22 protein-coding genes and 1 riboswitch are annotated in these 24,432 nt (G+C 63.8%); of the genes, 13 read left to right on the top strand and 9 right to left on the bottom strand.

Going from position 1 to position 24,432, the window contains the following annotated elements:
- Positions 1 to 2,049: an endopeptidase La gene (gene lon, locus ACWGKN_RS02095; RefSeq protein ID WP_452094585.1), complete on the bottom strand. Its 2,049-nt coding sequence runs from the start codon at positions 2,047 to 2,049 to the stop codon at positions 1 to 3.
- Positions 2,050 to 2,636: 587 nt separating this feature from the next.
- Between lon and ACWGKN_RS02090 the strand changes: the two genes are divergently transcribed.
- The 4 genes from ACWGKN_RS02090 to ACWGKN_RS02075 all read left to right on the top strand — a co-directional run bounded on the left by ACWGKN_RS02090 (position 2,637) and on the right by ACWGKN_RS02075 (position 5,860).
- Entirely contained in the window at positions 2,637 to 3,443 is an 807-nt protein-coding gene (locus tag ACWGKN_RS02090) for a hypothetical protein (RefSeq protein WP_052159636.1), read from the top strand.
- 61 nt (positions 3,444 to 3,504) lie between these two features.
- Positions 3,505 to 4,563, top strand: a complete 1,059-nt coding sequence (locus ACWGKN_RS02085; RefSeq protein ID WP_424255603.1) for a sulfite exporter TauE/SafE family protein — start codon at positions 3,505 to 3,507, stop codon at positions 4,561 to 4,563.
- Between the two features lie 2 nt (positions 4,564 to 4,565).
- Positions 4,566 to 5,450, top strand: a complete 885-nt coding sequence (locus tag ACWGKN_RS02080; protein ID WP_424255601.1) for a universal stress protein — start codon at positions 4,566 to 4,568, stop codon at positions 5,448 to 5,450.
- A gap of 110 nt (positions 5,451 to 5,560) precedes the next feature.
- Positions 5,561 to 5,860, top strand: a complete 300-nt coding sequence (locus tag ACWGKN_RS02075) for a hypothetical protein (RefSeq protein ID WP_424255599.1) — start codon at positions 5,561 to 5,563, stop codon at positions 5,858 to 5,860.
- 82 nt (positions 5,861 to 5,942) lie between these two features.
- Here ACWGKN_RS02075 and rbr read toward each other — a convergent pair whose 3' ends face one another.
- Together rbr and ACWGKN_RS02065 are read right to left on the bottom strand one after the other, a co-directional pair.
- Entirely contained in the window at positions 5,943 to 6,518 is a 576-nt protein-coding gene (gene rbr / locus ACWGKN_RS02070) for a rubrerythrin (protein WP_035226478.1), read from the bottom strand.
- Between the two features lie 537 nt (positions 6,519 to 7,055).
- Positions 7,056 to 7,223, bottom strand: coding sequence for a hypothetical protein (locus ACWGKN_RS02065; RefSeq protein ID WP_452094584.1), 168 nt, complete (start codon positions 7,221 to 7,223; stop codon positions 7,056 to 7,058).
- Between ACWGKN_RS02065 and ACWGKN_RS02060 the strand changes: the two genes are divergently transcribed.
- Entirely contained in the window at positions 7,216 to 7,383 is a 168-nt protein-coding gene (locus ACWGKN_RS02060) for a hypothetical protein (protein ID WP_452094583.1), read from the top strand. The two genes, ACWGKN_RS02065 and ACWGKN_RS02060, sit on opposite strands and share 8 nt — an antisense overlap.
- Positions 7,384 to 7,583: 200 nt before the next feature.
- Here the strand turns inward: ACWGKN_RS02060 and plsY are convergent, their stop codons facing one another.
- Positions 7,584 to 8,201 (bottom strand): glycerol-3-phosphate 1-O-acyltransferase PlsY, encoded by a 618-nt coding sequence (gene plsY / locus ACWGKN_RS02055; protein WP_035226474.1) that lies wholly within the window; start codon positions 8,199 to 8,201, stop codon positions 7,584 to 7,586.
- A gap of 281 nt (positions 8,202 to 8,482) precedes the next feature.
- On the opposite strand from plsY, the gene ACWGKN_RS02050 reads away from it, so the two are divergent.
- The 3 genes from ACWGKN_RS02050 (at position 8,483) to ACWGKN_RS02040 (ending at position 11,176) form a co-directional block, all read left to right on the top strand.
- Entirely contained in the window at positions 8,483 to 9,067 is a 585-nt protein-coding gene (locus tag ACWGKN_RS02050) for a rhodanese-like domain-containing protein (RefSeq protein WP_452094582.1), read from the top strand.
- Positions 9,068 to 9,070: 3 nt separating this feature from the next.
- Positions 9,071 to 9,820 carry a rhodanese-like domain-containing protein gene (locus ACWGKN_RS02045; protein ID WP_035226470.1) on the top strand — a complete coding sequence of 250 codons (750 nt, stop codon included), beginning with the start codon at positions 9,071 to 9,073 and terminating at the stop codon, positions 9,818 to 9,820.
- Positions 9,821 to 10,132: 312 nt separating this feature from the next.
- Positions 10,133 to 11,176 carry a hypothetical protein gene (locus tag ACWGKN_RS02040; protein ID WP_035226467.1) on the top strand — a complete coding sequence of 348 codons (1,044 nt, stop codon included), beginning with the start codon at positions 10,133 to 10,135 and terminating at the stop codon, positions 11,174 to 11,176.
- Between the two features lie 143 nt (positions 11,177 to 11,319).
- Here the strand turns inward: ACWGKN_RS02040 and ACWGKN_RS02035 are convergent, their stop codons facing one another.
- On the bottom strand, positions 11,320 to 14,946 hold the full coding sequence (locus tag ACWGKN_RS02035) for a hydantoinase B/oxoprolinase family protein (RefSeq protein WP_452094581.1): 3,627 nt from the start codon (positions 14,944 to 14,946) through the stop codon (positions 11,320 to 11,322).
- A 220-nt stretch (positions 14,947 to 15,166) separates the two neighbouring features.
- Between ACWGKN_RS02035 and def the strand changes: the two genes are divergently transcribed.
- From def to ACWGKN_RS02010, 5 genes are read left to right on the top strand one after another with little or no spacing between them, the layout of a single operon-like run.
- On the top strand, positions 15,167 to 15,682 hold the full coding sequence (gene def / locus ACWGKN_RS02030) for a peptide deformylase (RefSeq protein WP_035226463.1): 516 nt from the start codon (positions 15,167 to 15,169) through the stop codon (positions 15,680 to 15,682).
- 7 nt (positions 15,683 to 15,689) lie between these two features.
- On the top strand, positions 15,690 to 16,634 hold the full coding sequence (gene fmt, locus ACWGKN_RS02025; protein WP_035226597.1) for a methionyl-tRNA formyltransferase: 945 nt from the start codon (positions 15,690 to 15,692) through the stop codon (positions 16,632 to 16,634).
- A gap of 13 nt (positions 16,635 to 16,647) precedes the next feature.
- On the top strand, positions 16,648 to 17,832 hold the full coding sequence (gene larC, locus ACWGKN_RS02020) for a nickel pincer cofactor biosynthesis protein LarC (protein WP_452094580.1): 1,185 nt from the start codon (positions 16,648 to 16,650) through the stop codon (positions 17,830 to 17,832).
- Entirely contained in the window at positions 17,829 to 18,293 is a 465-nt protein-coding gene (locus ACWGKN_RS02015; RefSeq protein ID WP_035226459.1) for a phosphatidylglycerophosphatase A family protein, read from the top strand. The genes larC and ACWGKN_RS02015 overlap by 4 nt, the downstream gene beginning before the upstream one ends.
- An 8-nt stretch (positions 18,294 to 18,301) precedes the next feature.
- Entirely contained in the window at positions 18,302 to 20,152 is a 1,851-nt protein-coding gene (locus ACWGKN_RS02010; protein WP_424254964.1) for an esterase/lipase family protein, read from the top strand.
- 13 nt (positions 20,153 to 20,165) lie between these two features.
- Here ACWGKN_RS02010 and ACWGKN_RS02005 read toward each other — a convergent pair whose 3' ends face one another.
- The 4 genes from ACWGKN_RS02005 to ACWGKN_RS01990 form a co-directional block, all read right to left on the bottom strand.
- Positions 20,166 to 20,879 (bottom strand): energy transducer TonB, encoded by a 714-nt coding sequence (locus tag ACWGKN_RS02005; RefSeq protein ID WP_424254962.1) that lies wholly within the window; start codon positions 20,877 to 20,879, stop codon positions 20,166 to 20,168.
- A 14-nt stretch (positions 20,880 to 20,893) separates the two neighbouring features.
- Positions 20,894 to 21,787, bottom strand: coding sequence for an ABC transporter substrate-binding protein (locus ACWGKN_RS02000; RefSeq protein ID WP_052159632.1), 894 nt, complete (start codon positions 21,785 to 21,787; stop codon positions 20,894 to 20,896).
- Entirely contained in the window at positions 21,775 to 23,766 is a 1,992-nt protein-coding gene (locus ACWGKN_RS01995; RefSeq protein ID WP_035226588.1) for a TonB-dependent receptor plug domain-containing protein, read from the bottom strand. The genes ACWGKN_RS02000 and ACWGKN_RS01995 overlap by 13 nt, the downstream gene beginning before the upstream one ends.
- Positions 23,767 to 24,007: 241 nt before the next feature.
- Positions 24,008 to 24,189: riboswitch (cobalamin riboswitch) on the bottom strand.
- Between the two features lie 68 nt (positions 24,190 to 24,257).
- Positions 24,258 to 24,425, bottom strand: coding sequence for a hypothetical protein (locus ACWGKN_RS01990; protein WP_452094579.1), 168 nt, complete (start codon positions 24,423 to 24,425; stop codon positions 24,258 to 24,260).
- Positions 24,426 to 24,432: the final 7 nt, after the last annotated feature.

The following is a 24,432-nucleotide window of genomic DNA, read 5'->3' as shown; positions in this document are numbered from 1 at the left end:
CTACAGCGGCAGGATATACGATTTACTCTCCAGCACCAGGTCCACCGCCTCCGCCGCCGTCCCGATCAGGGTGATCTCGACCCCTTCGGTGACATCGGGGGCCAGGGCCTCCACCTCTTCCCGATTGGTCCGGGGCAGCAGCACCATGCGCACCCCGGCCCGCTTGGCCGCCAGCACCTTCTCCCGGATGCCGCTGACCGGCAGGATGCGCCCGCTCAGGGTCATTTCCCCGGTCAGGGCCACGTCGCGCCGGGCCGGCCGCCCGGTCAGCAGCGACAGGAGAGCGGCGAAGATCGTGATCCCGGCCGACGGCCCATCCTTGGGGATGGCGCCGGAGGGGAAGTGGATGTGGATATCGGTATCCTGGAAAAAGTCGTCGCGGATGTTGAATTCCCTGGTGCGGCTGCGGATGAAGCTGAGCACCGCCTGGGCCGACTCCTGGAGGACCTCGCCGATGGAACCGGTCAGGATGAGTTTGCCTCCTCCCGGCATCATCGCCGTCTCGACGCTGATGATCTCGCCGCCCGTCTCGGCCCACACCAGGCCGGTGGTGATGCCCACCTGGGCCCCAGCCTCGGCCGCATCGCGGAAGTACTTGCGCGGCCCGAGGAGCCTGGCGATCATCTCCCCGTCGATCGCCACCTCCTGCTCATGGGAATCCGCCTTGAGGCACAACAGGGCGATCTTGCGGCAGATATCCGCCACCTCCCGCTCCAGATTGCGCAGGCCGGACTCCCGGGTGTAATCGCTGATCACCCGCGAGATCGCCTCCGGGGTGAACTGGATCGAGGTCCGCGGCAGTCCCGCCGCCTTCAGTTGCCGGGGGACGATGAACTGCTGGGCGATCTGCTGTTTTTCCCGGTCGGTATACCCGGCGAACTCGATCCGTTCCATCCGGTCGAGCAGCGGGGCGGGGAGCCGCGACAGATCGTTGGCGGTGGCGATGAACATGACCCGGGAGAGATCGAACGGGATATCGAGATAGTGGTCGGTGAAGCGGACGTTCTGCTCCGGATCGAGGACCTCGAGCAGGACCGAGGCCGGGTCGCCGCGGAAATCCTGGCCGATCTTGTCAATCTCGTCGAGCATGAACACCGGGTTGTTGACCCCCACCTTTTTCAACTCGGAGATGATGCGGCCGGGCAAGGCACCGACATAGGTCCGGCGGTGGCCGCGCAGTTCCGCCTCATCCCGCAGACCGGCGAGCGAGATCCGCACGAACTGGCGCTGCAGGGCCTCGGCGATGGCCCGGCCGACCGAGGTCTTGCCGGTGCCGGGCGGGCCGGTGAAACACAGGGTCGGGCCCCGCCCCATCTCGACGAACAGCTTTTTCTCCAGCACCTCCTTGACCGTCCGCCGCAGCTCGTCGAGGTTGACCGGCTTGCCGAGATAATGCGCCGCCCCCTTGCGCAGCGCCTCCACCGCCGAGGTGACGGTGGCGAAGCCGGTGATCATCATCACCGGGATCTCCGGGGAAACCCGGTTGACCTGATTCAGGAGCTCGAGACCGTCCATCTGGTCCATCTTCAGATCGGTGATGATCAGGTCGATATCGTCCTCGGCCAGGATCCGCATGGCCTCGACCCCGTTTTCGGCGCCGCGGCAGTTGTAGCCGTCCTTTTTCAGTACATGCTCCATGTTGGCGCGGGCGATCTCCTCATCGTCGACGATCAGGATGTTCTGTTTGGCCTTGCCGCACAGAGTCTTGGCCGCCAGAAATTCGAGTATCCGCTGTTTGACCTGATTGAGGCCGTAGTGCCGGGTGTCGAGGATGGACTGGGCCCGTGCCAGCTCGAGCTTGCACTGGGAGGAGACGTTCCATGGCAGCGACAGGATGAAGTCGATGTAATTGTGGCCGACGGAATACTCGGCGACGGCCGGGTCGGTCTTCTCCATCTTCTCCAGTTCCCGGAGCGCGGCCTCGGTGACGTGGTGAGGGAGTTGCGCCTCCTCGATCCGGGACCGGAGTTTAGCGAGGGGAGAGACCTCGTCAGCCGCGGCCGCCGGGGATGGTTCTTCGACCCGTACCGTTTTCTTGCGAAAAAACATGTGTTCGCCTCACTGATGGATGTTTGACCGTCGGCCCGGCTACCGGGCGGGCCGGGGGCGTGTTGCTATCCTAAACCACCTGGAATTCTTTGCAAGATTGATTCCATCGCTTGTCACTCAATTGCGCCCGGCCGACACCGTGCTCGCAACATCACCGGTCCCGGACCGCAACCGCGGGACAACCGGTGGCCTGTCGCAGTCCCCGGGGCCTGCATGGATCCGCGAAGCGTATCCGGATCCGCTCTGCTCCTCCCCCGTCTGCCTGACCCCGACTCGCACTAACCGGCGCGGCGGCATCCGCGTCTCCGCCCTGTTGCATCCTGCAGGGGTAAGTTGCAGGATGCAACGCTCTGTAACGGTTTTCTCCCCGATTTCTGCCTGATCCGTTGCTCTTTGCAACAAGCAGGATACGACAACCTCACCCGCGATATTATTTAATTCGATATATCAACCTGTTAATTAACATCAACAGGTTGGCATGCATATTGAAATCATATCTCCAGTTGTTGAACCGAATCGCTGCGGGGCAGCCCATGGGTCGACAGAACATGAACCTTACTCCAGGAAGAGAGGCGGCCGAGATCAATATGCCACATCAGAACTGCACCGCAATGAAGCTCGCGAAGCCCCCCTGCATCCTGGTTGTCACCAGGAACGGCCACATGGCGGAACCGGTCATGGACTATGCCGTCAATGTCGCCGAACGGATGAAATATTCGATCCTTGCGGCCCATATCAACACCCTGCCCTTTTATCGTGACGGCGGAAAACGCAGCAACCTCTTCACCTCGGCGATGCAGGAGAGCATCGCCCTGTTCGAGGACAAGGCCAGGGACAGGAACGTCGCGGTCGAGCATATCGGCGACGCCGGGAAGATCGGCAAGGCGATCAAACGGCTCTGCCATTCGGACAAACGGATCGAGTTCGTCGTCATCGACCAGGGGATCAAGCTGGACGAGGTCACGACCCACTCGCCGGTTCCCGTCTTTACGGTCAATTACACGAGAAAACAGGCCGGTCTTGAGCGAAAGACCTTTCATACTCACCCACCCAAAAAAGGAGTACACCGTATGTCTACTGCAAGCAAAAAACGGCACCTGCAAAACTGTTTCGTCTTCGGCGGTCTTACCGCCGCATTGTACGCCGCGGTTTTCACGAACCAGGAGGTCGTGATGACGTATTTCACCAAGGGTGGGGTCTTCGCCCTGCTTCCTGTCGCGGTGGTCTTCGGCGTCTCCTATTTCCACGGCAATTTCACCAGCTCCTTCTGGTCGGCGCTGGGGATCGAGGGATCGACGGCAACCACCACGAAAAAAGCAGAGGTCCGCAAGGAAACGGCCGACACCGCTCCGGCCAGGAAGGACACCAGGCCCCGTGCCCAGGTCAATGCCTGATATATGTGTCAACAGCCATATCACCTCGTGAGTCAAACATTTTAAATTTCGGGAGAAGACAATGCACGGACCAGTCACGGAAGTTCTGCAATTTATCGACCTCAACATCTATTCGATCATTTTCCTCTTCATCGTCGGCTTCATCGGCGGCCTGGTGAGCGGTTTCATCGGCTCCGGCGGGGCCTTCGTCCTGACCCCCGGGATGATGAGCCTCGGCGTCCCCGGGACGGTGGCGGTGGCCAGCAACATGTGCCACAAATTCCCCAAGGCCCTGGTCGGCGCCATCAAACGCTACAAGTACGGTCAGGTCGACATCAAGCTCGGCCTGATCATGGGGATCTTCGCCGAGGCCGGTGTCCAGATCGGCATCATGGTCCAGCGCCATATTCTCGAAAAATTCGGCCAGGCGGGCTCCAACCTCTACGTCAGCTTCATCTTCGTCATGGTTTTGGTCATCGTCGGCTCGTTCGTCATGCATGACGCGATGCTGATAAAAAAATCCACCGGGGACACCCCGGCCGGCTCGCCGCTGGCCAGGAGACTGCAGCAGATCGAGCTGTGGCCGATGATCAATTGCAAGACCGCCAACCTGCGGATCAGCATGTGGTTCCTCATCCCGGTGGCCCTGGCGACAGGGATGCTCGCCGCCACCATCGCCGTCGGCGGTTTCATCGGCGTCCCCGGCCTGATGTATATCATCGGCGCCACCAGCATTGTCGCCTCGGCGACCGAACTCGTCATCGCCTTCGTCATGGGCCTCGGCGGCACGCTGATCTGGGCCTATTACGGGACGGTGGACATCCGCCTGGTCATGATCATCCTCGCCGGGTCGCTGTTCGGTGTCCAGCTGGGGGCGATCGGCACCACCTACGTCAAGGATTACATGATCAAGTACGTCATGGCCCTGATCATGCTGATCGTTGCGGTCAGCCGCTTCTTCGCCATCCCGAAGTACCTCAATGAACTGCACGTCACGTCGTTTGCCGACGGGGCCGTGTCCCTGATGACCCAGTTCAGCTTCGGGGTCATGTGTTTCGCCCTGTTGGCCGGGGCTACCATAATTCTCGTCAATCTGTTCAAGGCCAGGAGCTATGAACGGGTTGCAGCCGCAAGAGGTTGACCATGCTGAATAGCGTGAAGTCCATCCTGGTCGCGATCGATCCCGGGTTTGCCAGCCAGATGGCGTTCCGGCAAGCCCTGCAGCTCGCCTCGTCGATGAAGGCGAAAGTGGAGGCCATCTCGGTGACTCCCCGTTACGAGGGGAACATGCATCGCTGGAAGTTGGACGATGCCAACGACCAGATGGATCTGCCGTTCAAGAACTGCCTCAACAATGTGATCCAGTGCGCCGACTATCTCGGGCAAAAGGTGAAGACCATCCACCGGGTGGGAGAACCGGCGGAGGTTATCACCGCCCTGGCCGAGGAAGAGGGTATGGATCTGTTGCTGATGGGATACCCGCGGCGTTCGTATGTCGAGGGGGTCCTCCTCGGCCGGACCACCGCCAAGGTCATCGGCATGAGCCCCTGTGACGTGCTGATGATCCCGGAGAACTCCGAGATCGGGTTTTCACGCATCCTCGTCGGCCTGGACGGTTCTCCCCACAGTATGGCGGCGGGACAGCGGGCCCTCGAGTTGGCCCTGAGCTATGGCGGCGAGGTTCACGGCCTGACCGTTCTCGATGTTCCGGTCGAGCGCGGTCTCCGCTACGGGGTACTCGACGAAGCCCGGCACAAGAACTTCACGGCGCTGCAGATCCTCGCCAAACAGGGAGAAAAACTTGGGGTTCCGGTCGTCACCGAACTGCGGGAAGGCTCACCCTATAAACATCTGGTGCAATACAGCGAAGAGAACAAAATGGACCTGATCGTCCTGGGATCGTACGGCCGAACCGCCTTTACCCGCCTGCTGTTGGGCAGCGTCGTCGAACGGGTGGCCGCCCTCTCGCCTCTGCCGACCCTGGTGGTCAAGAGGCCATACGGCAATCAGGAAACAGCTGTCAATTGAAAGGGCTGCCGGGTATCGGACAGGGTTCCGGTGCGGGCCGGACCGCGGGCAGGAAGGCGGGAAGAATAACGGAGAACCGACAGGTCCTCAGGCAAAATATGGAGGAAATCATGGAACCTATCGAATTATTCGCGGCTGGCGTGCTGACTGTCTGTGCTCTTCATCTGGCCACTGTTGTCGGAACCCGTCTCGAGTCCTGGTGGCAAAAGACCACCGGCAAGAAAAAAACCGCCGATACCACGGTCAGGCAGCGGAGCGACTGGTACGCCTTTTTCCATTGCGCCGATCTGGTCGGCAGGGAGCCGAAGGCGAAAAACGGCGCCTCGGGGGTCGGCAACACAACAGGGGTTGTCGGCCGGACCAAGGCCCCAACCGGCCGCCGTGCCCCCACCCGGTTGCGCGTGTCCTGATCAGCAAAAAAAAAAGGAGGGAGCATGGGACGGCGACCCGCCCCATGCTCCCTCCTGCCCTCTTCCGTTTACCCCTCACTTCTTACCAGTTCTCGCCCAGCAGTTCGAAATGGGCCTGTTCATGGGCGCAGGCCGCACAGAGGTCGGGAGCGCTGTCTCCCTCGTGCAGGTAGCCGCAGTTGCGGCAGCGCCAGGTGACCTTCTTGTCGCGCTTGAAGACCCGGCCGGCCTCGATATTGGCCACCAGATCCTTATATCTTTTCTCGTGCTGCTTTTCGGCGACGGCGATGGCCTCGAAGATGGCGGCGATATCGGTGAATCCTTCCTTACGGGCAGTCACGGCGAAACCCGGATACATGACCGTATATTCATAGTTTTCGCCACCGGCGGCCTCCTTGAGATTGTCGACGGTCGTGCCGATCACCCCTGCCGGAAAGGCGGCGGTGATCTCGACTTCCCCTCCTTCCAGCAGCTTGAACAGCCGTTTGGCGTGCTCCTTCTCCTGGTTGGCGGTTTCCTCGAAAATCGCCTGGATCTGCACATATCCGTCCTTCTTGGCCTGGGAGGCGAAGTAGGTGTAGCGGTTGCGGGCCTGCGACTCGCCGCTGAACGCGGTCAAAATGTTCTTCTCGGTCTGGGTTCCTCTGAGACTTGCCATGATGTTTCCTCCGTATTGAAGTGAGCTTGAAAGCCGGTACAACGGTTCCTGTCACATCCCCGTCGACAGTGAGCAGCGCGGAGAACAACCCGCATCTCCTCGAGAAGTGCAGCGATTCCCTCCTCCATTGCCCCCCGTCCATCTCGACCCGGGGATGTCTCGGTGGATCATATTGCAAATGAGAATTTATACTATGTAGGAATGGACTGCAATATAAAATCAACGGATCCCCATCAAAATTTTCACGGTCGCAGGGCAGAGTGACAAGGCCCATGTCCCGGATCCCGCACCATGCTCAACTCCCGCCCACTCCGGGGAGACATTTTACGCAGGTGCTGCCGGTTGGAGGATCATGTATCTGCGATCATTCGAGTATGTTCGCGCCATGGCGATCGTCGCCTTCGGCACCGGCCATTGCTGCGGCATCATCTGCCCGATGGAACGGGACCGGCTGTACCGCCGGATGTCACACGCATCTGGTGGGTGCTCACCGCCGCACTCGTCCCGACGGACGTCCAGGCCCTCACCTGCACGAGCTCAGGCCATCTGCGGAAACTGCTGTTCGCCTTGACCGCAATCGATGTCAATCTGCTGCAGAAGATGGCCTTCAAACATCGATCGAGATCCCCATGGCAACTGAATCAAGCCGAGATCGATCCGGAGTCGGGTCCAGCCGCCTGCTTTGGTTGGTTCGGCGATGGCCACGGCCGACATCCTCGACGAGGTATATGCGCTACTCGAAAAACATCGGCAATACCCCCGGATCATCATGAATTCATTGCTTTCTGATTATGGAATTGTTACGGTTTTCAAGATTGAATCGGTTTATGGTAATATGGCAGCTGAGCGCTTCTCCTCAGCGTGAAAGGAACTGGTCATGACCCCCAGACAGGCAATCCGGATACTGATGCTCAGCCCGATTTATTTCAGACTCGAACCTGCCGAGCGCAAACAGTTGATCAAAGAATATTGCGAGCTATTTACTCAGGTCGTCGCCGAGAGAGTGACGCAATCCGTGAAGTAAGGCCCACTACCGCTTCTTTCCAGACCCACTGCCACTCCCCGTCATCTCTGTTTTTTTTCGGTCTTCCAGCTCTTTTCCCGGCCCTGCAGCAGGCGGGCGATATTTTCGTGGTGCTTGACCCAGATCAGGGCCGACACGACCGCCGCCGTGACGATCACCGTTGTCGACGCCCCCAGCAGCCAGAGCCACAGTGGGATCAGTCCTGCCGCCAGCAGTGAACCGACCGAGACGAAGCCGGTCAGCCCAACCGCGGCGATAAAGACGGCGAGGCTGATACCGGTCGCCGCCGGCGAGAGGAAGAGAAAGACGCCGAGGCTCGTCGCCACCCCCTTCCCTCCCTTGAAGCCGAGATAAATTGAGAACATGTGGCCGGTGACGGCCAGCGCGCCGCAGAGGCAGACCAGCAGTTCCTTCTGTTCCGACGCCGGCAGCAGACGGGCGGCCGCCAGCATCGGCAGAAATCCTTTCAACCCATCACAGAGAAGGGTCAGGGCCCCGAATTTCTTGCCGAGGACCCTCCCGACATTAGTCGCGCCGATATTGCGGCTCCCCTCCCGGCGGACATCGATCCCTGCCATCCGGCCGATGATCAGCCCGAACGGCACCGCCCCGAGGAGATAGCTGCCACCGAAAAAAAGTATATTGTGAAGTTCGATCATACGGGTACGCATTGAAGAGAGTTGGCCAGAGCGGTCGATTGTCCGGCGCAACCTACCGTACTTTCCCCGGAAAGACAATAGTATCCGTGCCTTCGTCGGATCGCCGGTGTGCGGTTACCGGTCTTTGAACCGTCCCCTGTGGGGACGGCACCGGGTACCCCCATGTTTCCCCAATGAGAAAGATTCCATTTATCAAAAATTCCTTTGACTCAATATTAAAGTATTATATTATATTCTATAATTTGGTCAGTTATCACTTTTCAAACTAGAGGAGGAGATTCATGTACAGACCAGCTTCACTAGGAAAACTGGCCTTTGTTCTGTTACTGCTGTCATTCGTGATGGCGGGTTGCGCCGAACGGAAGCCAACCGGTACTGCGGCATCCCCGGCCGCCCCGGCTGCATCCGCCCGGAAAAAGGAAGGCCCGGTCTATAAGGGCGTCATCGGCGACGTCTCGAAGAAGGCAAAGACGATATCGATCAGTGTCGGGCCGGAGGGCAAGGCCGAGACGATGCTGGTCCTGTTCGACGACAAGACCGCCGGGATCGAATTTGCCAAGAAGGGCGATTCAGTCACCATCGCCTACGAGATGCGCGACAAGGTTGCCCACGCCGTTTCGATCAAACCCAACCTCGCCAAGCTGCCGCAAGGCGTGACCGAGATCAAGACCGTCGAATTGCAGGACCTGGTCGCCAAGAAGACGGATATGCTGCTGGCCGACTGCCGGCCGGAAGCCCGATACGCCCAGTCGCACCTCCCCGGCGCAGTGTCGATATCGGTCGACAAACTGGCGAAGGAGCAGGCCGCGGTTCTGCCGAAGGAAAAGGATAAGCTCCTGGTCTTCTATTGCGGAGGCCCCACGTGAGGCATGTCCACCAAAAACGCCGGTCTGGCGAAAAAACTCGGCTACAAGAACATACGCGTCTACCTCGACGGCGAACCGGCATGGGCCAAGGCAGGCCAGCCGACCTACGCCACCAATGATTTCGTGCTCAAGGGCAATGTCGTCATCATCGATCTGCGGGCCACCAACAAGGCGGTGGCCGGCCGGGTGCCGCGGGCCGTTTCCGTCCCCTATGCCAAGCTGGCCGACCGGGTCGACGATATCCCGCGCAACGCCCCGGTCATCCTCTACAGCGACCGCGACGAAGAACTGAAGGCGGCGGTCAAGGACCTGCGCCAGGACGGGTTCAATTACGTCTCGGCCATCGAAGGCAACTACCAGGGCTGGGTCGCCGGCGGCGGCAAGATCGAGTCCGGGCCGATCCTCTCCACCGAGATCAAGTGGCAGCGCAAGCTCGGCAAGGGCGAGATCTCGGTGGCCGAATTCAAGAAGGCGACCGAAGGCAAGATCCCCAACACCATCGTCATCGATTCCCGCACCAAGGAAGAGGTGGCGGAAAACGGGATCTTCCGGAACACCATCAACATCCCGCTCGACGAGATTCACAAACGGATGAACGAACTGCCGAAGGACAAGCAGATCTTCATCCACTGCAGCACCGGTGCCCGGGCCGACATGGCCTACCAGCAGCTGATCAAGAACGGCTACAACGTCAAGTTCCTGCTGCTGAACATCGAAGACGCCGAGTGCGACTGCGAGATCATCAGGCCGTAACAGGCAGTACTCCTCTCACCACCATACCGGCGAGAACATCCGCCGGTATGGTACCCCTTCATTTCACTCCCCACGGTTGATCGAACCCAGCCGGCCCGACCTCGCACCGTTCTCCCCGCTTTCTCCCCGTACTCCCGATCTGACTGCGCCGGGGTCGCCCCTTCCGTGCAAACGCCGTGCAGCGCGATTATCGCCTCACATCCCGATAGATCTCAACAGAGTATTTTCCCTCCCGGCATTTGTTTCGCCCGCCTTTTTGCTATATACTGGACGGACACGGAAACGATTCCACTTACCGACGAGGAATTGACTATGGCGAAGCGGAACATCTTTCTCCCCGACTGGACAACCCTGCTGCGGCGGATCTCACCGGCAACCCTGCCCCTCCCCTGCCTGCTGATCGGTTGCCTGCTGCCGCTCGTCGCCGAATCGGCACCGGCCCAGACCGCCGTCCCGACGGCGGAGGAGGAATTGCCGATGATCGATACCGCCCAGGAACAGACCTCGGTAGCGGTCGTTGACGCCGCCGAGTGGCTCGACCAGTTTTTTTACGATGACATCGTCAGGTATGAAGAAAACCGGACCCGGATCCGCTTCGAACTGAGCGGCGGCTACACGCGATTCGAGCACTTCGAGATCAAGCCGAAGATCAGCGGCAGGATCCATCTGCCCAATCTCAGTCAGAAGATCAATCTCATCATCGCCGCCTCCGACGACGAGGAGTTCGTCGCCGACGACAACCCCATCTCCGCCATTCCCCGTCACCAGGGGGCGGAAAATCGTGAGATCAGTGCCGCGCTGCAGTATTTTTTCCGCGAGAGCGAAAAGGACAATCTATCGGCCACCCTCGGCGCCTCTTTCGACTATCTCTACACCGGCATCCGCTATCGTCGTTCCCTTCCCATCGGCTCGTGGCAGGGACGCCTCGTCAATCGCCTGAACTATTACACCGACGATGAGTGGGAGGACATTCTCTCTTACGAATTCTGGCGCCCGCTGGGCGAGCGTTTCCTCTTCCGGACCAAGGCCACCGCCAATTGGCACGTCGAGGAGGACGGTCTGCCCCATTCCCTGGTCTTCGCCCTGTTCCAGAAAATCAACGAAGAAAAGGCCCTGCGCCATGAGATCGGCAACTATTTCGACACCGAAGAATCGTACAAGATGACCGACCTGCAGTTCAGGGTGCGCTACCGCCAGCGCTTTCTCCGGGACTGGCTGGTTCTGGAAGTCGCGCCCCAGGTGGGGTTTCCGGAGGACCACGACCGGGAGGTCAATCCCGGAATCATCATCTCGCTCGAGGCCGACACCGGCAACCTGGCGGGGACGAAGCTCTTCCCCCGGATCTTCAATTTCTGACCGCTCAGGCGACAGCCGAAACCGTCGCTCCGCATCCCCCCAGCCCCGGACCGACAACGGTCACGCCGGATGACCGGCCCGGCATCTCAAAAACTCCCTGCAGTCCAATCTGGATCGGCGCAGCCACCAATCTGCCCGATTTCTCACTCCTCTTCCCCGTACCCGCCGCCGCCGGGGGTCTCGATGACGATCCGGTCGTCCGGCTCGACCTCGACCGCGGCATTGCCGGCCAGTGCCACCACGGTGCCGTCGGCCCGGAGCAGCGTGTTTTTCCCCTTCGCCCCGGCGCCGCCACCGGCCAGGCCGTAGGGCTCGGTGGTCCGGTGCGACGAGAGGATGGTCACCGTCATCGCCTCGAGGAAGCGGAGCCGGCGCACCGCCCCGTCACCGCCGCGATATTTCCCTGCCCCGCCCGAGCCGCGGCGAATGGAAAATTCCTCGACTCGCACCGGAAAGCGGCTCTCCAATACCTCCGGGTCGGTCATCCGGGTGTTGGTCATGTGGCTGTGCACCGCCGCGGTGCCGGGGTGGTCCGGGCCGGCGCCGGTGCCGCCGCAGATCGTCTCGTAGTTCTGGTAACGGTCGTTGCCGTAGAGGAGGTTGTTCATCGTCCCCTGCGACGAGGCGAGCACCCCCAGGGCGCCGTAGAGGGCGTCGGTGATGGCCTGGGAAATCTCGGTGTTGCCGGCGATGACCGCCGCCGGATAGCGGGGACTGAGCATCGACCCCTCGGGGATGATGAGGTGCAACGGCTTGAGGCAGCCCTCGTTGAGCGGGATGTCGTCGTCGACCAGGGTGCGGAAGACGTAGAGCACCGCCGCCCGGCACACCGCCCGCGGGGCGTTGCCGTTGCCCCGGTGCTGCGGCGAGGTGCCGCTGAAGTCGATGGTCGCGGCGCGGGCCGCCCGCTCGACCCGGATCGCCACCCGGATCACGCTGCCGTTGTCGAGCCGGTAGGTGAACGAGCCGTCCCGCAGCACCGCCAGCACCCGCCGCACCGACTCCTCGGCGTTGGCCTGGACATGGCCCATGTAGGCCGATACCGTCGCCAGCCCGTACCGGCCGACCATGGCCCGCAGTTCCCGCAGGCCGGTGGCGTTGGCGGCGATCTGGGCCCTCAGGTCGGCCATGTTCTGGTCGACGTTGCGGCAGGGCCAGGCCCCCGAGGCCAGCAGCCGCCGAGTCGCAGCCTCGCGCAGCCGCCCCTGCCGTACCAGCAGCCAGTTGTCGATGACCACCCCCTCCTCCTCGATGCGGCGGCTGTCCGGCGGCGACGAACCCGGGGTGCGACCGCCGATGTCGGCATGGTGGCCGCGCGAGCCGAGGTAGAACAGGACCTCCTCTCCCTGGTCGTCGAAGCAGGGGGTGATGACGGTGACGTCGGGCAGGTGGGTGCCGCCGTTGTACGGGGCGTTGAGCATGAAGACGTCGCCGGGCCGCATCGACAGGCGGTTGCCGGCGATGATGGCCTTGACCGACTCGCCCATCGAGCCGAGATGGACCGGGACATGGGGCGCGTTGGCGACGAGGTTGCCTCCCGAATCGAAGATGGCGCAGGAAAAGTCGAGCCGTTCCTTGATATTGACCGAAGTGGCGGTGTTGGCCAGGGTCACCCCCATCTGTTCGGCCACAGCCATGAAGAGGTTGTTGAAGACCTCGAGCAGCACCGGGTCGACCCTGGTGCCCAGGTTGGCCCGCCCCGGCCGCTCCAGATAGCGCTCGAGGAGCAGATGGCGGCGGCGGTTGACCGTCGCCCGCCAGCCGCAATCGACCACCAGCGTGCCGGTGGCCTCGGCGATGATCGCCGGTCCGGCCAGCCGCTGACCCGGCAGCAATTGGTCGCGCTTATACAGCGGCACTCTCCGCCACCCGCCCTCGCCCCACATCGCCACCGCCTCGACCGGCCGCGGTTCATGATCCGTCAGCGCCAGTTCCTCCTCGGCCCCTGCCCCGCTCGCCCCCACCGCCTCGACCGTCAACGCTTCGACCACCAGCGGCCGGGCGGGGGTGATGAAGCCGAAGCGCTGGCGGTGAATGGCTTCGAAGGCCCGGCGCATCGTCGCCGGCGCATCGAGATCGACGGCGAAGGCGGTATCGGTGCCGTGGTAGCGCAGGTGGACCTGGCACTGCACGGCGATATCGGCCTCGTCGATCTCCTGCTCCCCCACCTCGCGCCAGGCGGCGCGGCGCAGCGGTTCGGCGGCGGCGGCCAGGACCGCCGCGATATCGGGCCGGGCCAACGGCTGGTCGACCTGGATCTGGCGCAGGGCCCGGATATCGGCCAGCCCCATGCCGTAGGCCGAGAGCACGCCGGCCAGCGGGTGGACGAAGATCCGGCGGATGCCGAGGGCATCGGCCACCGGACAGGCGTGCTGGCCGCCGGCGCCGCCGAAGCACTGCAGGGTGTAGCCGGTGACGTCGTAGCCGCGCTGGACCGAGATCTTCTTGATGGCGTTGGCCATGTTGTGGACCGCGATCCGCAGAAAGCCCGCCGCCACCTGTTCCGGCGCCGGGACGGAACTGCCGGTGGCGGCGGCGATATCGGCGGCCAGTTGGACGAAACGGCGGCGGACCACCTCCCCGTCGAGGGCCTCGTCGCCCCCGAGGCCGAAGACCGGCGGGAAGTGGGCGGCCTGGATCCGGCCGAGCAGCAGGTTGGCGTCGGTCACGGTCAACGGTCCGCCGCGGCGGTAGCTGGCCGGTCCGGGGTCGGCCCCGGCCGACTGCGGCCCGACTCGATAGCGGCTGCCGTCGAAATGGAGGATCGAGCCGCCGCCGGCGGCGACGGTGTGGATATGCATCATCGGCGCCCGCACCCTGACGCCGGCGACCATGGTCTCGAAACTGCGCTCGTAGTCGCCGGCGTAATGGGTGACATCGGTCGAGGTGCCGCCCATGTCGAAACCGATCAGGCGGCGGCAACCGGCCCCAAGCGCGGTCTGCACCATCCCCACCACCCCGCCGGCCGGCCCCGACAGCACCGCATCGCGGCCGCGGAAGCGGGCGGCGGCGGTCAGGCCGCCGTTCGACTGCATGAACTGCAGGCGGGGCGAGGCCCCGGCGGCGCCGAGCCGGGTCGCCACCCGGTCGACGTAGCGGCGCAGCAGCGGGGTCAGGTAGGCGTCGACGACGGTGGTGTCGCCGCGGGCCACCAGCTTGATCAGCGGACTGACCCGGTGGCTGACCGAGATGTGGGCGAAGCCGGCCGCCGCCGCCAGCGCGGCGGTCCGCTCCTCGTGCCGGGGATAACGGTAGCCGTGCAGCAGGACGATCGCCACCGCGGCGATGCCCTGGCGCCGAAAGCGCCGGAGATCCCGCTCCAGCCGCGGTTCGTCGAGGGGCTGGATGACGGTGCCGTCGGCGGCGACCCGCTCCCTCGCCTCGACCACGCCGGCATACAGCATCTCCGGCAGGACGATGCGGCGGGCGAAGATTTGGGGCCGGTCCTGATAGCCGATTTGCAGCGCGTCGCCGAAGCCCTCGGTGATCACCAGCAGGGTCGGCTCGCCGCGGCGTTCGAGCAGGGCGTTGGTGGCGACGGTGGTGCCCATCCGCACCTCGGCGATGCGCTCACAGGGGATGGGGGCGGCGGCATCCAGCCCCAGCAGCGTCCTGATGCCGTGGACGGTGGCATCCGCATACCGCTCCGGGCACTCGGAGAGGAATTTGCCGGTGGCGATCGTCCCGTCCGGGCGCCGGGCGACGACATCGGTGAAGGTGCCGCCGCGATCGATCCAGAACCGCCACTGCCGTTCCGCCGTTGTCTGCATGCTGTTTGATCCGATAACCTTGTCTTGCCAATCGGCAGGCGGTACTGTACTTTGCCGCCGTTGTGCTTAACGTTTACGCCGTGGCGGAAAACATCCCGCTGTGGTACATTGGCGGAGGATTGTACTCCACCCCGAGCCGACTTGCCCGTCTATTTCCCGGCCGGCCGTGACCGTCACCGGCCGGATGAACCAACCCGATATATCCGTCAGGATTTGCACCATGAGTAACCGCAAGATTTTAGAATATCCGGCCCCGGTGCTCCGCCAGCAGACCAGGGCCGTCACCGCCTTCGACGACCAGCTGCAGCGGCTGGTCGAGGACATGGCCGAAACGATGTACGCCGCGCCGGGTATCGGCCTGGCCGCCCCGCAGATCGGCGAATCGCTGAAGCTGATCGTGGTCGACATGACCAAAGAGAAGGGGGGGGAACGCGACTATATGGCCATGGTCAACCCCGAGATCACCGTCAAGGAAGGCCACCAGCTTGACGAGGAAGGGTGCCTCAGCGTCCCCGGCCTGACCTCGAAGGTCAAACGCTTCCGCAAGATCGCCGTCAGCTACCAGGACCTCGCCGGCAACCGCCACCAGCTGGAGACCGAGAACCGTTTCGCCGTCGTCCTCCAGCACGAGATCGACCACATCAACGGCATCCTCTTCCTCGATCACCTGAGCCCGCTGAAACGGGCCCTGTACAAGAAGAAGGTGAAAAAATGGCACGCCGAGGACCAGACCTGAAATGACCATGACGCCGCCGCTCCGGATCATCTTCATGGGTACTCCCGATTTCGCCGTCGCCAGCCTGCAGGCGCTGCTGGCCGGCCCGGATGAGGTCGTCGCCGTCATCAGCCAGCCGGATAAGCCGAAGGGGCGGGGCAAGAAACTGAGCCCGACGCCGGTCAAAACCCTGGCCGCGGCGCACGGCATCCCGGTGCTGCAGCCGCTGAAGATCCGCACCGAGGCCTTCCGCGACGAACTCCTCGCCTTCCGTCCCGATCTCGTCGTCGTCGCCGCCTACGGCCGCATCCTGCCGCCTTCTCTGCTCCACCTCGCTCCCTTCGGGGCGATCAACGTCCATGGCTCGCTGCTGCCCCGACACCGGGGCGCGGCCCCGGTCCAGTGGGCGATCATCACCGGCGACCGGGAGGTCGGGGTAACGATCATCCAGATGGACGAGGGGATGGACACCGGTGACATCCTGCTCGCCGACGCCATGGAGGCCGACCCCGACGAGACCGCCGGCAGCCTGTTCGTCAAGCTGGCCGAGCTCGGCGGCCGCACCCTGCGACGGGCCATCGACCGGCTCAAGACCGGCGACCTGCCGCCGACCCCCCAGGACCACAGCCGCGCCACCGCCGCGCCGATGCTGAAGAAAGAAGACGGCATCATCGACTGGAGCCTGCCCGCCGAGCGGCTGCACTGCCTGATCCGCGGCCTCGACCCCTGGCCCGCCGCCGCCTGCCGGATCGGCGGCCAGCGCTGCAACCTGTTCTCGCCCGAGGTCATCCACAAGGACAGCGCGGCGGCCCCGGGGACCCTCGTCGCCGCCGACAGGGAGGGACTGCTGATCGCCACCGGCTACAACCTGCTGCTGATCAGGGAGATCCAGCCGGAAGGCCGCAAACGGATGGCCGTCTCGGCCTTTCTCTGCGGCCATCCGCTCGCCGTCGGCACGCTCCTTGCGTCCTGAGCGGCGGCCCGCCATGCCCCCGACCGCGACCATCGCCTACCTCGACTGTTTCGCCGGCATCAGCGGCGACATGGTGCTCGCCGCCCTGATCGACGCCGGCCTGCCGCCCGCCGTCCTGCGCCGGGGCGTGGACCGGCTGGGCCTCGGCCCCGTCGCCCTCGACATCCAGACGACACGGCAGCAGGGCCTGCGCGCCACCCGGGTCGAGGTCAGCGGCGGCGGCGAGCAACCGCTGCGCACCCTGCCCTATCTCCTCGCCATCCTCGAGCGCAGCGGCCTGGCCGAGGAGATCACTGCCCCGGCCGGCCGGGTCTTCCGCCTGCTGGCCGAGGCCGAGGCCAAGGTCCACGGGGTGTCGGTCGACGCGGTCCATTTCCACGAGATCGGTGCCGTCGACACCATCGTCGATGTGGTCGGGGCGGTAATCGGCCTCCACCATCTCGGGATTCGCGAACTGGTCTGCTCCCCCGTCCCCTTGGGTCACGGCACGGTCGACTGCGCTCACGGCCGCCTGCCGCTGCCGGCCCCGGCAGTGTGCGAACTGCTGCGGCAGGTGCCGGTCTACGGCATCGACTGCGCCACCGAAACGGTGACCCCGACCGGGGCCGCCCTGCTCAAGGCCCTGGCCACCGGTTTCGGGCCGCTGCCGCCGATGACCATCGCCGCCACCGGCTGCGGCGCCGGCAGCCGGGACCTCTCCGGTGGCCGCCCCAACCTGCTGCGGCTGATCGTCGGCACATCGCGACCGGCGGCGGAAGCGCAGCGGGTGGAGATCATCGAGACCAACCTCGACGACTGGAGTCCCGAAGGCTTTCCCTACCTCAGCGAGCTGCTGCTGGCCCGCGGCGCCCTCGATGTCAACATCGCCCCGATCCAGATGAAGAAGGGCCGTCCGGCCTTCCGTCTCCAGGTCATCTGCGATCCCGCCCACGGGGAGGGGATCAAGACCGCCATCCTCTCCGAGACCACCGCCATCGGCCTGCGCTTCCGGACGGAGGAGCGGCTGACCCTGGCGCGCGAGCCGGTCGCGGTCGTCACCCGCTGGGGGACCGTCGCCGCCAAACGGGTGATCCGTCCCTCCGGCCCGGTGATCTGCCCGGAATACGAGGAATGCCGCCGGATCGCAACCGGACACCGGGTGCCGCTGCCGGAGGTCTACCGCGCGGTGATCAAGGCAGGGGAGGAACAGCCGCGATGAACCGGCTGATCATGATCGTGGCCACCGGCGGCTACGTCGGCCTGCTGCCGAAGGCCCCCGGTACCTGGGGCTCGCTGGCCGCCCTGCTCCCCTGGCTGCTGGTCAAAGACCTGGCGCTCGCGCCGTACCTCGCGGTCCTGGCGGTGATCTTCATCGCCGGTTTCTTCGCCGCCGGCTCGGCCGAAAAGATCCTCGACCGCCCCGACGCCGGCGCCATCGTCATCGACGAGATCCTCGGCATGTTCATCACCCTGACGGTGGCCCCGGATCATCCCGCCGCCTGGTTCCTCGGCTTCATTCTGTTCCGTCTCTTCGATATCGCCAAACCCTTTCCGGTCTCGTGGTTCGACCGGCGGATCCACGGCGGCATCGGCATCATGATGGATGACGTCGTCGCCGGCGGCTATGCCCTGGTGGCGCTGCAACTGAGCTGGCTGCTGCTCGGCCGGCTGTTCACCTGAACACCGAGATGTCCGGTTACGCCAGGGCCATCGCCCTCGTTCTGGCCATGACCCTGCTGCTCGGCGGCTGCAGCACCCCGATCGGGGTGAGGCGGCTCGATCCCCGCGAGGCCTACCGCAGCAGCACCGCCAGCCCGCTCGGCGGCGACGGCGCCGGTTCCTCAACGGTCGTCATCCTCCATCGCTTCAACCTCACCGCAGAGTACCAGACCGATCCGGCGGCGGCCATCCGCACCCTCCACGCCAGGACCCTGGAAGACAAACGGCGGGACATCGTCTTCGCCCTCGCCGAGTTGACCTACATCGAGGCCGAGCGCCTGACGCGCAGCGGCGACGCCGCCGAGCGGCACCGGGCCCCGGACTGCTTCCTCCTCGCCGCCGTCTACGCCTATTACGCCATCCTCAAACCCGATCTGCAACCGGCCCCCAGCCTCTTTGACCGCCGCCTTCAGGCCGCCATCGACCTCTACAACCTGTCGCTGTGGCAGGGGCTGAAAACCGGCGAGGAAGGCGGGATCGAACTGAAGCACGGGATCCGGCGGCTGCCGGTGGGCGGCATCGAGATCAAGGTCGACCACCACCGCCTCCCCTGGGACTTCAGCCAGTTCACCCGCTTTGAGGCGGCCGACGGCTATGCCATTCGCGGCCTGAGCGTCCGCAACCGGAGCGACGGCCTCGGCGTGCCGCTGATCGCCGTACGGCGCTCGGCCAGTGAAAACCTCTTCGGCAGTCAGGCGATCCCGACAACCGCCTTCCTGCGCCTGGAAGACGACCTGGCCCGACTCGGCAACGGTGCCATGCGGGCCACGCTGGAACTGCACTCGGCCTACGACAACGACACGGTCGCCGTCGCCGGCCAGGAGGTGCCGCTGGAAAAGGACACCAGCATCACCACCGCCTACAAGCTGGCCGAGGAGGAGATATGGTCGTTCGGGATCGATGCCTTTCTCGGCCGGTTGCAAGACGTCCCGAGCCGGCTGTATCGCTTCCAGCCCTACGAGCCGGACCGCATCCCGGTGATCTTCGTCCACGGCACGATGAGCAGCCCGGTATGGTGGGCGGAGATGATCAACACCCTGAGCGGCGATCCGGTCCTCGGCCGCCGCTACCAGTTCTGGTACTTCTTCTACAACAGCAGCCGCCTGATCACCGTCTCCGCCCTCGACCTGCGTCGGGCGATCGCGGCCAACATCGCCAGATTCGACCCCGGCCGGAACTCGGCGGCGATGCAGCGGATGGTCGTCATTGGCCACAGTCAGGGCGGCCTGCTCGCCAAGCTGACGGCGGTCGATACCGGCGACCGGCTGGTGGCGGCAACGATCGCCGGGAAAATCGAGGATCTGAGAACCAGCAATGAAAACAAGGAGATGATCAGGGATAATATGGTCATCACGCCGCTGCCCGCGGTCAAACGGCTGATCTTCATCTCGACGCCGCACCGGGGCAGCTACCTGAGCCTGAACTTCGCCCGCAACCTCGTGCACCGGGTGATCACCCTGCCGGTCGGCCTGGTCAAAGGACTGGGCCGGATCTACGGTTTTCTCTCCGACAACGTCCGCCATCACTGGCAGGGCAAGATCCCCACCAGCGTCGACACGATGTCACCCACCGATCCGCTGCTGCAGGCCATCGCCGCGACGCCGCTGGCACCCGGGGTCAAGGGGCACTCGATCATCGCCATCGACGATCCCGGGATCCAGCCGCCCGCCGGCGACGACGGGGTGGTGACCTACCGCAGCGCCCATCTCGACGGCATGGAATCGGAATTCATCGTCCGCTCCGGCCACAGCTGCCAGGAGCGGCCGGAGACCATCGAAGAAGTGCGGCGGATCCTGCTCGAACATCTGGAAGAGCGCTGAATTCTATCGCCGACTACTCCTGCAGGAAAAACCGAACCGGCACCCGGATCCTCGCGGTCACCGCTCGACCGCCGCGCCGTTCCGGCGTGAACACCCAGCGGCGCACCGTCTTCATCGCCACCCGGTCAAGCAGGTCATGACTGCTGCTCTCGCTCAGCCGGACATCCCCGACCGAACCGTCTACCAGGACGGTGACATCCAGCACGACCCTCCCCTGCCAGCCGCGGCGGCGGGCCAGATGCGGATATTCCGGCGATGGATTATCCTCGTAACAGGGGCGGGCCGCAACCACAGTCTCTGGACCGGAAACGGTCTCAGCGGCAGAGACCACGGCCGGCCGGCTGCCTGTTTCGGGCTTGGCCCCACCGCCGTCAACCGCCGCGACCGTCGCTGCGATCTGCTGCGGGGGCGACGGCCGGGACCGTTGCCTGACCTTGCGATGCTGATCTGCGGTCAGCACCACGACCGGTTCCTGCCGCGCCACATTTTCTTCTAGTGCTGCCTGCGCCGCCTCCGCTGGCCTTCCCGCGCCCGGTTGTCCCTGCCGATGCGCATCAGCCCCACTGTGCACGTCAGACACCATTTCGACCAGGGACATCATTGCTTCCGCCTCGGGCGTGACATTCTCCCCGCCGTCCATCCGCGCAACCAGCAACAGCCCAAGAACGGCCAGGTGCACGATGACGGCCAGGCCGATCGGAACAACTGCCCTCTGCCTTTGCTGCACGCCCGGCACAACCATCACCGCCTCGGCGACAGCAGGTCCCGGCCCGCCAGTTCCGGGTGAATGAGACCGACAAGCAGCGACAGCCCCTCGATGAAGGTTTCCGGCGTTGGGCTGCAGATCAGGTCGGCATCGATTAGCAGCACCGGGGGGGCATCCCGGCCTGCCGCTGCGAACAGTTCCTTCCACCGCCGCTGCTCCCGCAGAGCGATTCCTTCCTGGCTTCCCATCATCGCCACAATGATCAGGTCCGGTCTGGCCGCCATCACCATTTCCTCGGAATACCGGCCAGACGCTGCCCCGGCCGCGACGTTGCAGCCGCCGGCCAGTTCGATGAAATCATGGGTGAAAGAAGAACCGGTGGCGATGAAAAGCGGCTGGGCACCGATCTGCAGCAGCACCTTCGGTCTGGTACGACCGGCGACGGCGGTGCCGACGGCCTGCAAACGGGCATCAACCAGATCAAGGATGTCTGCCGCCCGCCTCTGGCTGCCCAGCATTTCACCGATGGCCGCAAACTGTTCCCTGATCTCGGCAAACGAACGCGGCTCGCGGAACTGCTCGACCCGGATGCCGAGTCGACGCAGCCCCGCGATCTGCTGAGACTGGGTCAGGCCGGTCGCCAGTACCAGGTCGGGACGGAGACTGAAGATATGTTCGACATCGATTTCCAGCACCGTGCCGATCTTCTCCTTCCGTCGCGCTTCCGGCGGCCAGCGGCAGAACTCGGTGTTGGCGACCAGGCGATCCCCGGCGCCAAGCAGGTAGACGATCTTGGTATGCTTCGGCCCCAGTGCAACGATACGCTGTGGAATCTCCCCGGCCAGGGATGAAGCGGCAGGAAGCAGGAAGAAAAGCAGCAGGACCGAAACCGCCGTTTGCCTCCAGGGACATCGATTCAGTAGCGCCATTGCAACCCCAGATAGAAGGTTTGCCCGGGCATCGGATAACCGTTGACGTAGGCATAGTCCTCGTCGAAAACGTTGGCGACAGTTCCCCGCAGCAGCAGGTCGCCGAACTGCAGCGATATCAGCGGATACCTGAGGCTGATATTGGTGACTGTGAAGCCGTCGAGCTCGACGATCGGGGCCGGATACATGCCCGACTGCCAGTTCTCGATATCCTGCGGCCCGCAGTAGGTGACCGCAACATGAAAGGATGTGCCCGCCGCCGATGCAACCTCGAGACCGGCGGCGATGGTCGTGCCGCTGACATAGAGCAGATCCCCGCCGCTCGATTCATCCCGCAGTTCGGTCAGCCAGGTCAGATCGACGGATGGCCTGACCTCCCAGCTCCAGTCGAACAGCTCGCCGATGTCATACCCAGCGGACAATTCGACACCTTCAATGCTGGCCTCGCCGAGATTCTTCCAACTGGATGAGCCGTCGGCCAGCATGGTCGTGACGATCTTGTCCTCGAAACGTGAAGAAAATCCAGTCAAGGAAGCAGTCAGACCGCCGCGTTCATAGTCTATCCCTGCCTCCCAGGTGCCGCTCTCCTCCGGCTTGAGATCGGGATTGCCGACCGTCCGGTGGCCGAAGGAATGCATGTCGATGGCCAGCTGGTTGGCGGATGGCATGACGAAGGCCCGGGCATACTGGGTCCGCAATTTCAGCGTTTCGGAGACCGGCCAGGCGACGCCGACCTGCGGGGTGAGATGACTGTCGGAGGCCTCGTCGCCCTGTCCGTCATCGACCTCCACGCGGTACCAGTCGTGACGAATGCCGCCGGTGAGGATCAATTGATCCGAAAACAGGGTATACTTGCCAAGGGCGAACAGGGCCGGGTTGACGTAGCCAGTTTCCTGCGGCGACCAGGTGTTCTCCACCTGATAATCCACCCAGTCGAAACCGGCGGTGACATCGGCATCGCCGAGGAAGACGCTGATCTGTGCCTGGCCCCCAAGCTGATCAGTGGTATTGCCGGAGGGTGTGCCGCTATCCCAGCCGTCGGGATCGGATGCCGGCGGATCATACCAGCTATTCTCGTCGCGACCGGCAAAACTGCGAAGCAGCCACTGCACATGGCCTGACCGGCTCCGCCCTTCATAGACGCCATCGACCGAGATGTTGGACTTATCGGTGAAGTCGTCGAAATCATTGGCGGCGAAATATCCCGGACTGCCGGCCTCATCAGCGTCGAAGGCGGTGACGACAAGACCCAACCGATGCCCGTCTTGAACCTCGTAGCCGAGGTTGGTGCTGAGACCGGTCTCACTTTCAAATCCGGTGTTCCGGTAGCGCCGGCCACTGCCGGTTTCGTAATCCCCGGCAATCCGGCGGACTACCGATCCGGAGAAGTCGACTGCACCCCGCTTTGCCGTCCCTTCGACCACGGCCTGGCCGCGCCCGGCGTTGCCGCCGCCGGCCTCGACGGCCAGGGAACTGCCGGTTCCCCGGCGGGTGATGATGTTGACGACGCCGCCCATCCCCCCCGAGCCGTACTGCACCGCGCCGGGGCCGCGGATGATCTCGATCCGCTCGACATTTTCGGTCGGCAGTTTGGCGACGTTGCCGGTTCCGGCCCGCCGGCCGTCGAGCAGGACCAGGACATGCCCCTGCAGGTCGTTGCCATGAGTATCGGTGCGGAAACCGCGGATACCGATAGCGGTCAGGCTACCGGGATATTTCTGGATATGACCGACCCCTTTCTCGACCAGGATATCACCGACCGTACGGCCAGGGGCCTGGGTAATCTCCTCGCGGGAGATGACGGTGATATTGCCCGTGACCTCGCGCTTCTTCTCCTCCACGCGCGACGCGGAAACGACGACCTCCTCCATCACCGCGCCGTCATCCCCTTGGGCCACAGCCTGCATTCCCGGGCACATTGCGGCGGCCAGCACCAACCCAGCCACCATCGGCTTCTTTATGTAACCTTTTTGCTGCATCTGCATCTCCTCCATCGCCATGCGACGGAAGTCGGCAGGAGCCTGTCAGGAAAGAAGGAAAGGAGGGAGGGAGGCCAGGCGTTTGCGCACCACCCGCCGCGGTCCTCTGCTCTGCCTGCCCGGCACCAGCACGTTCCGCCGCGGTCCGGGATCGTCGACAAAAAAAAAATCCCGGACCAAAATTTGATCCGGGAGTCCCTGTTTTCCACAGATAGTCATGAAGCGCCCTGGTCCACGAGGCGGTTTTGTCTTCTTTCAGGCAGGTCTTCTGACTTCTGGTTCACCCTACTTGCCGCGCCTTCCCGACCTTTCGGCCAGTGGCTCTGTGCGGCGTTCGTCCCCAGTTACAGCGGCGGGTCCGTCTCCGGTTCACACGGAGTTCCCTCTTCATCCATTGCTGGAACCTGAAAAATATCTGTCTGAGATGTACCGCACTTTATGTGGCCCGTCAAGGATGTCAGGCAGGAAATGACTTAATCGGGGAAACCCGCCTACATCCCGAGCTCCTGCTCGAGCCTGGAGACCTCTTCGGCCAGCCGCCGCCGTTCCTCCTCCGACAGGTCAGGCCGGGTCAGTTTCCGCCGCAGGGCGAGGAGGATCATTTCCTGGCGGTACTCGGTGCAGGTGTAGACGAAAGGGGGAGCGGTACTGTCGATCATGTCCGGT

It is taken from the genome of Desulfoprunum sp., from assembly GCF_053613775.1.
The sequence above is the reverse complement of the archived record's forward strand: the minus strand, read 5'-3'. Positions and strand labels throughout refer to the sequence as shown.

Bases quoted from the DNA above. Each gene is read 5' to 3' on its own strand.
- ACWGKN_RS02090 (WP_052159636.1), top strand. From the start codon at position 2,637: ATGCCACATCAGAACTGCACCGCAATGAAGCTCGCGAAGCCCCCCTGC.
- ACWGKN_RS02075 (WP_424255599.1), top strand. From the start codon at position 5,561: ATGGAACCTATCGAATTATTCGCGGCTGGCGTGCTGACTGTCTGTGCT.
- ACWGKN_RS01990 (WP_452094579.1), bottom strand. From the start codon at position 24,425: ATGATCGACAGTACCGCTCCCCCTTTCGTCTACACCTGCACCGAGTAC.
- fmt (WP_035226597.1), top strand. From the start codon at position 15,690: ATGACGCCGCCGCTCCGGATCATCTTCATGGGTACTCCCGATTTCGCC.
- ACWGKN_RS02000 (WP_052159632.1), bottom strand. From the start codon at position 21,787: ATGGCGCTACTGAATCGATGTCCCTGGAGGCAAACGGCGGTTTCGGTC.
- rbr (WP_035226478.1), bottom strand. From the start codon at position 6,518: ATGGCAAGTCTCAGAGGAACCCAGACCGAGAAGAACATTTTGACCGCG.
- ACWGKN_RS02015 (WP_035226459.1), top strand. From the start codon at position 17,829: ATGAACCGGCTGATCATGATCGTGGCCACCGGCGGCTACGTCGGCCTG.
- def (WP_035226463.1), top strand. From the start codon at position 15,167: ATGAGTAACCGCAAGATTTTAGAATATCCGGCCCCGGTGCTCCGCCAG.
- plsY (WP_035226474.1), bottom strand. From the start codon at position 8,201: ATGATCGAACTTCACAATATACTTTTTTTCGGTGGCAGCTATCTCCTC.
- ACWGKN_RS02050 (WP_452094582.1), top strand. From the start codon at position 8,483: ATGTACAGACCAGCTTCACTAGGAAAACTGGCCTTTGTTCTGTTACTG.
- ACWGKN_RS01995 (WP_035226588.1), bottom strand. From the start codon at position 23,766: ATGCAGCAAAAAGGTTACATAAAGAAGCCGATGGTGGCTGGGTTGGTG.
- ACWGKN_RS02085 (WP_424255603.1), top strand. From the start codon at position 3,505: ATGCACGGACCAGTCACGGAAGTTCTGCAATTTATCGACCTCAACATC.
- ACWGKN_RS02045 (WP_035226470.1), top strand. From the start codon at position 9,071: ATGTCCACCAAAAACGCCGGTCTGGCGAAAAAACTCGGCTACAAGAAC.
- ACWGKN_RS02060 (WP_452094583.1), top strand. From the start codon at position 7,216: ATGGCCACGGCCGACATCCTCGACGAGGTATATGCGCTACTCGAAAAA.
- ACWGKN_RS02080 (WP_424255601.1), top strand. From the start codon at position 4,566: ATGCTGAATAGCGTGAAGTCCATCCTGGTCGCGATCGATCCCGGGTTT.
- lon (WP_452094585.1), bottom strand. From the start codon at position 2,049: ATGTTTTTTCGCAAGAAAACGGTACGGGTCGAAGAACCATCCCCGGCG.
- ACWGKN_RS02040 (WP_035226467.1), top strand. From the start codon at position 10,133: ATGGCGAAGCGGAACATCTTTCTCCCCGACTGGACAACCCTGCTGCGG.
- ACWGKN_RS02010 (WP_424254964.1), top strand. From the start codon at position 18,302: ATGTCCGGTTACGCCAGGGCCATCGCCCTCGTTCTGGCCATGACCCTG.
- larC (WP_452094580.1), top strand. From the start codon at position 16,648: ATGCCCCCGACCGCGACCATCGCCTACCTCGACTGTTTCGCCGGCATC.
- ACWGKN_RS02035 (WP_452094581.1), bottom strand. From the start codon at position 14,946: ATGCAGACAACGGCGGAACGGCAGTGGCGGTTCTGGATCGATCGCGGC.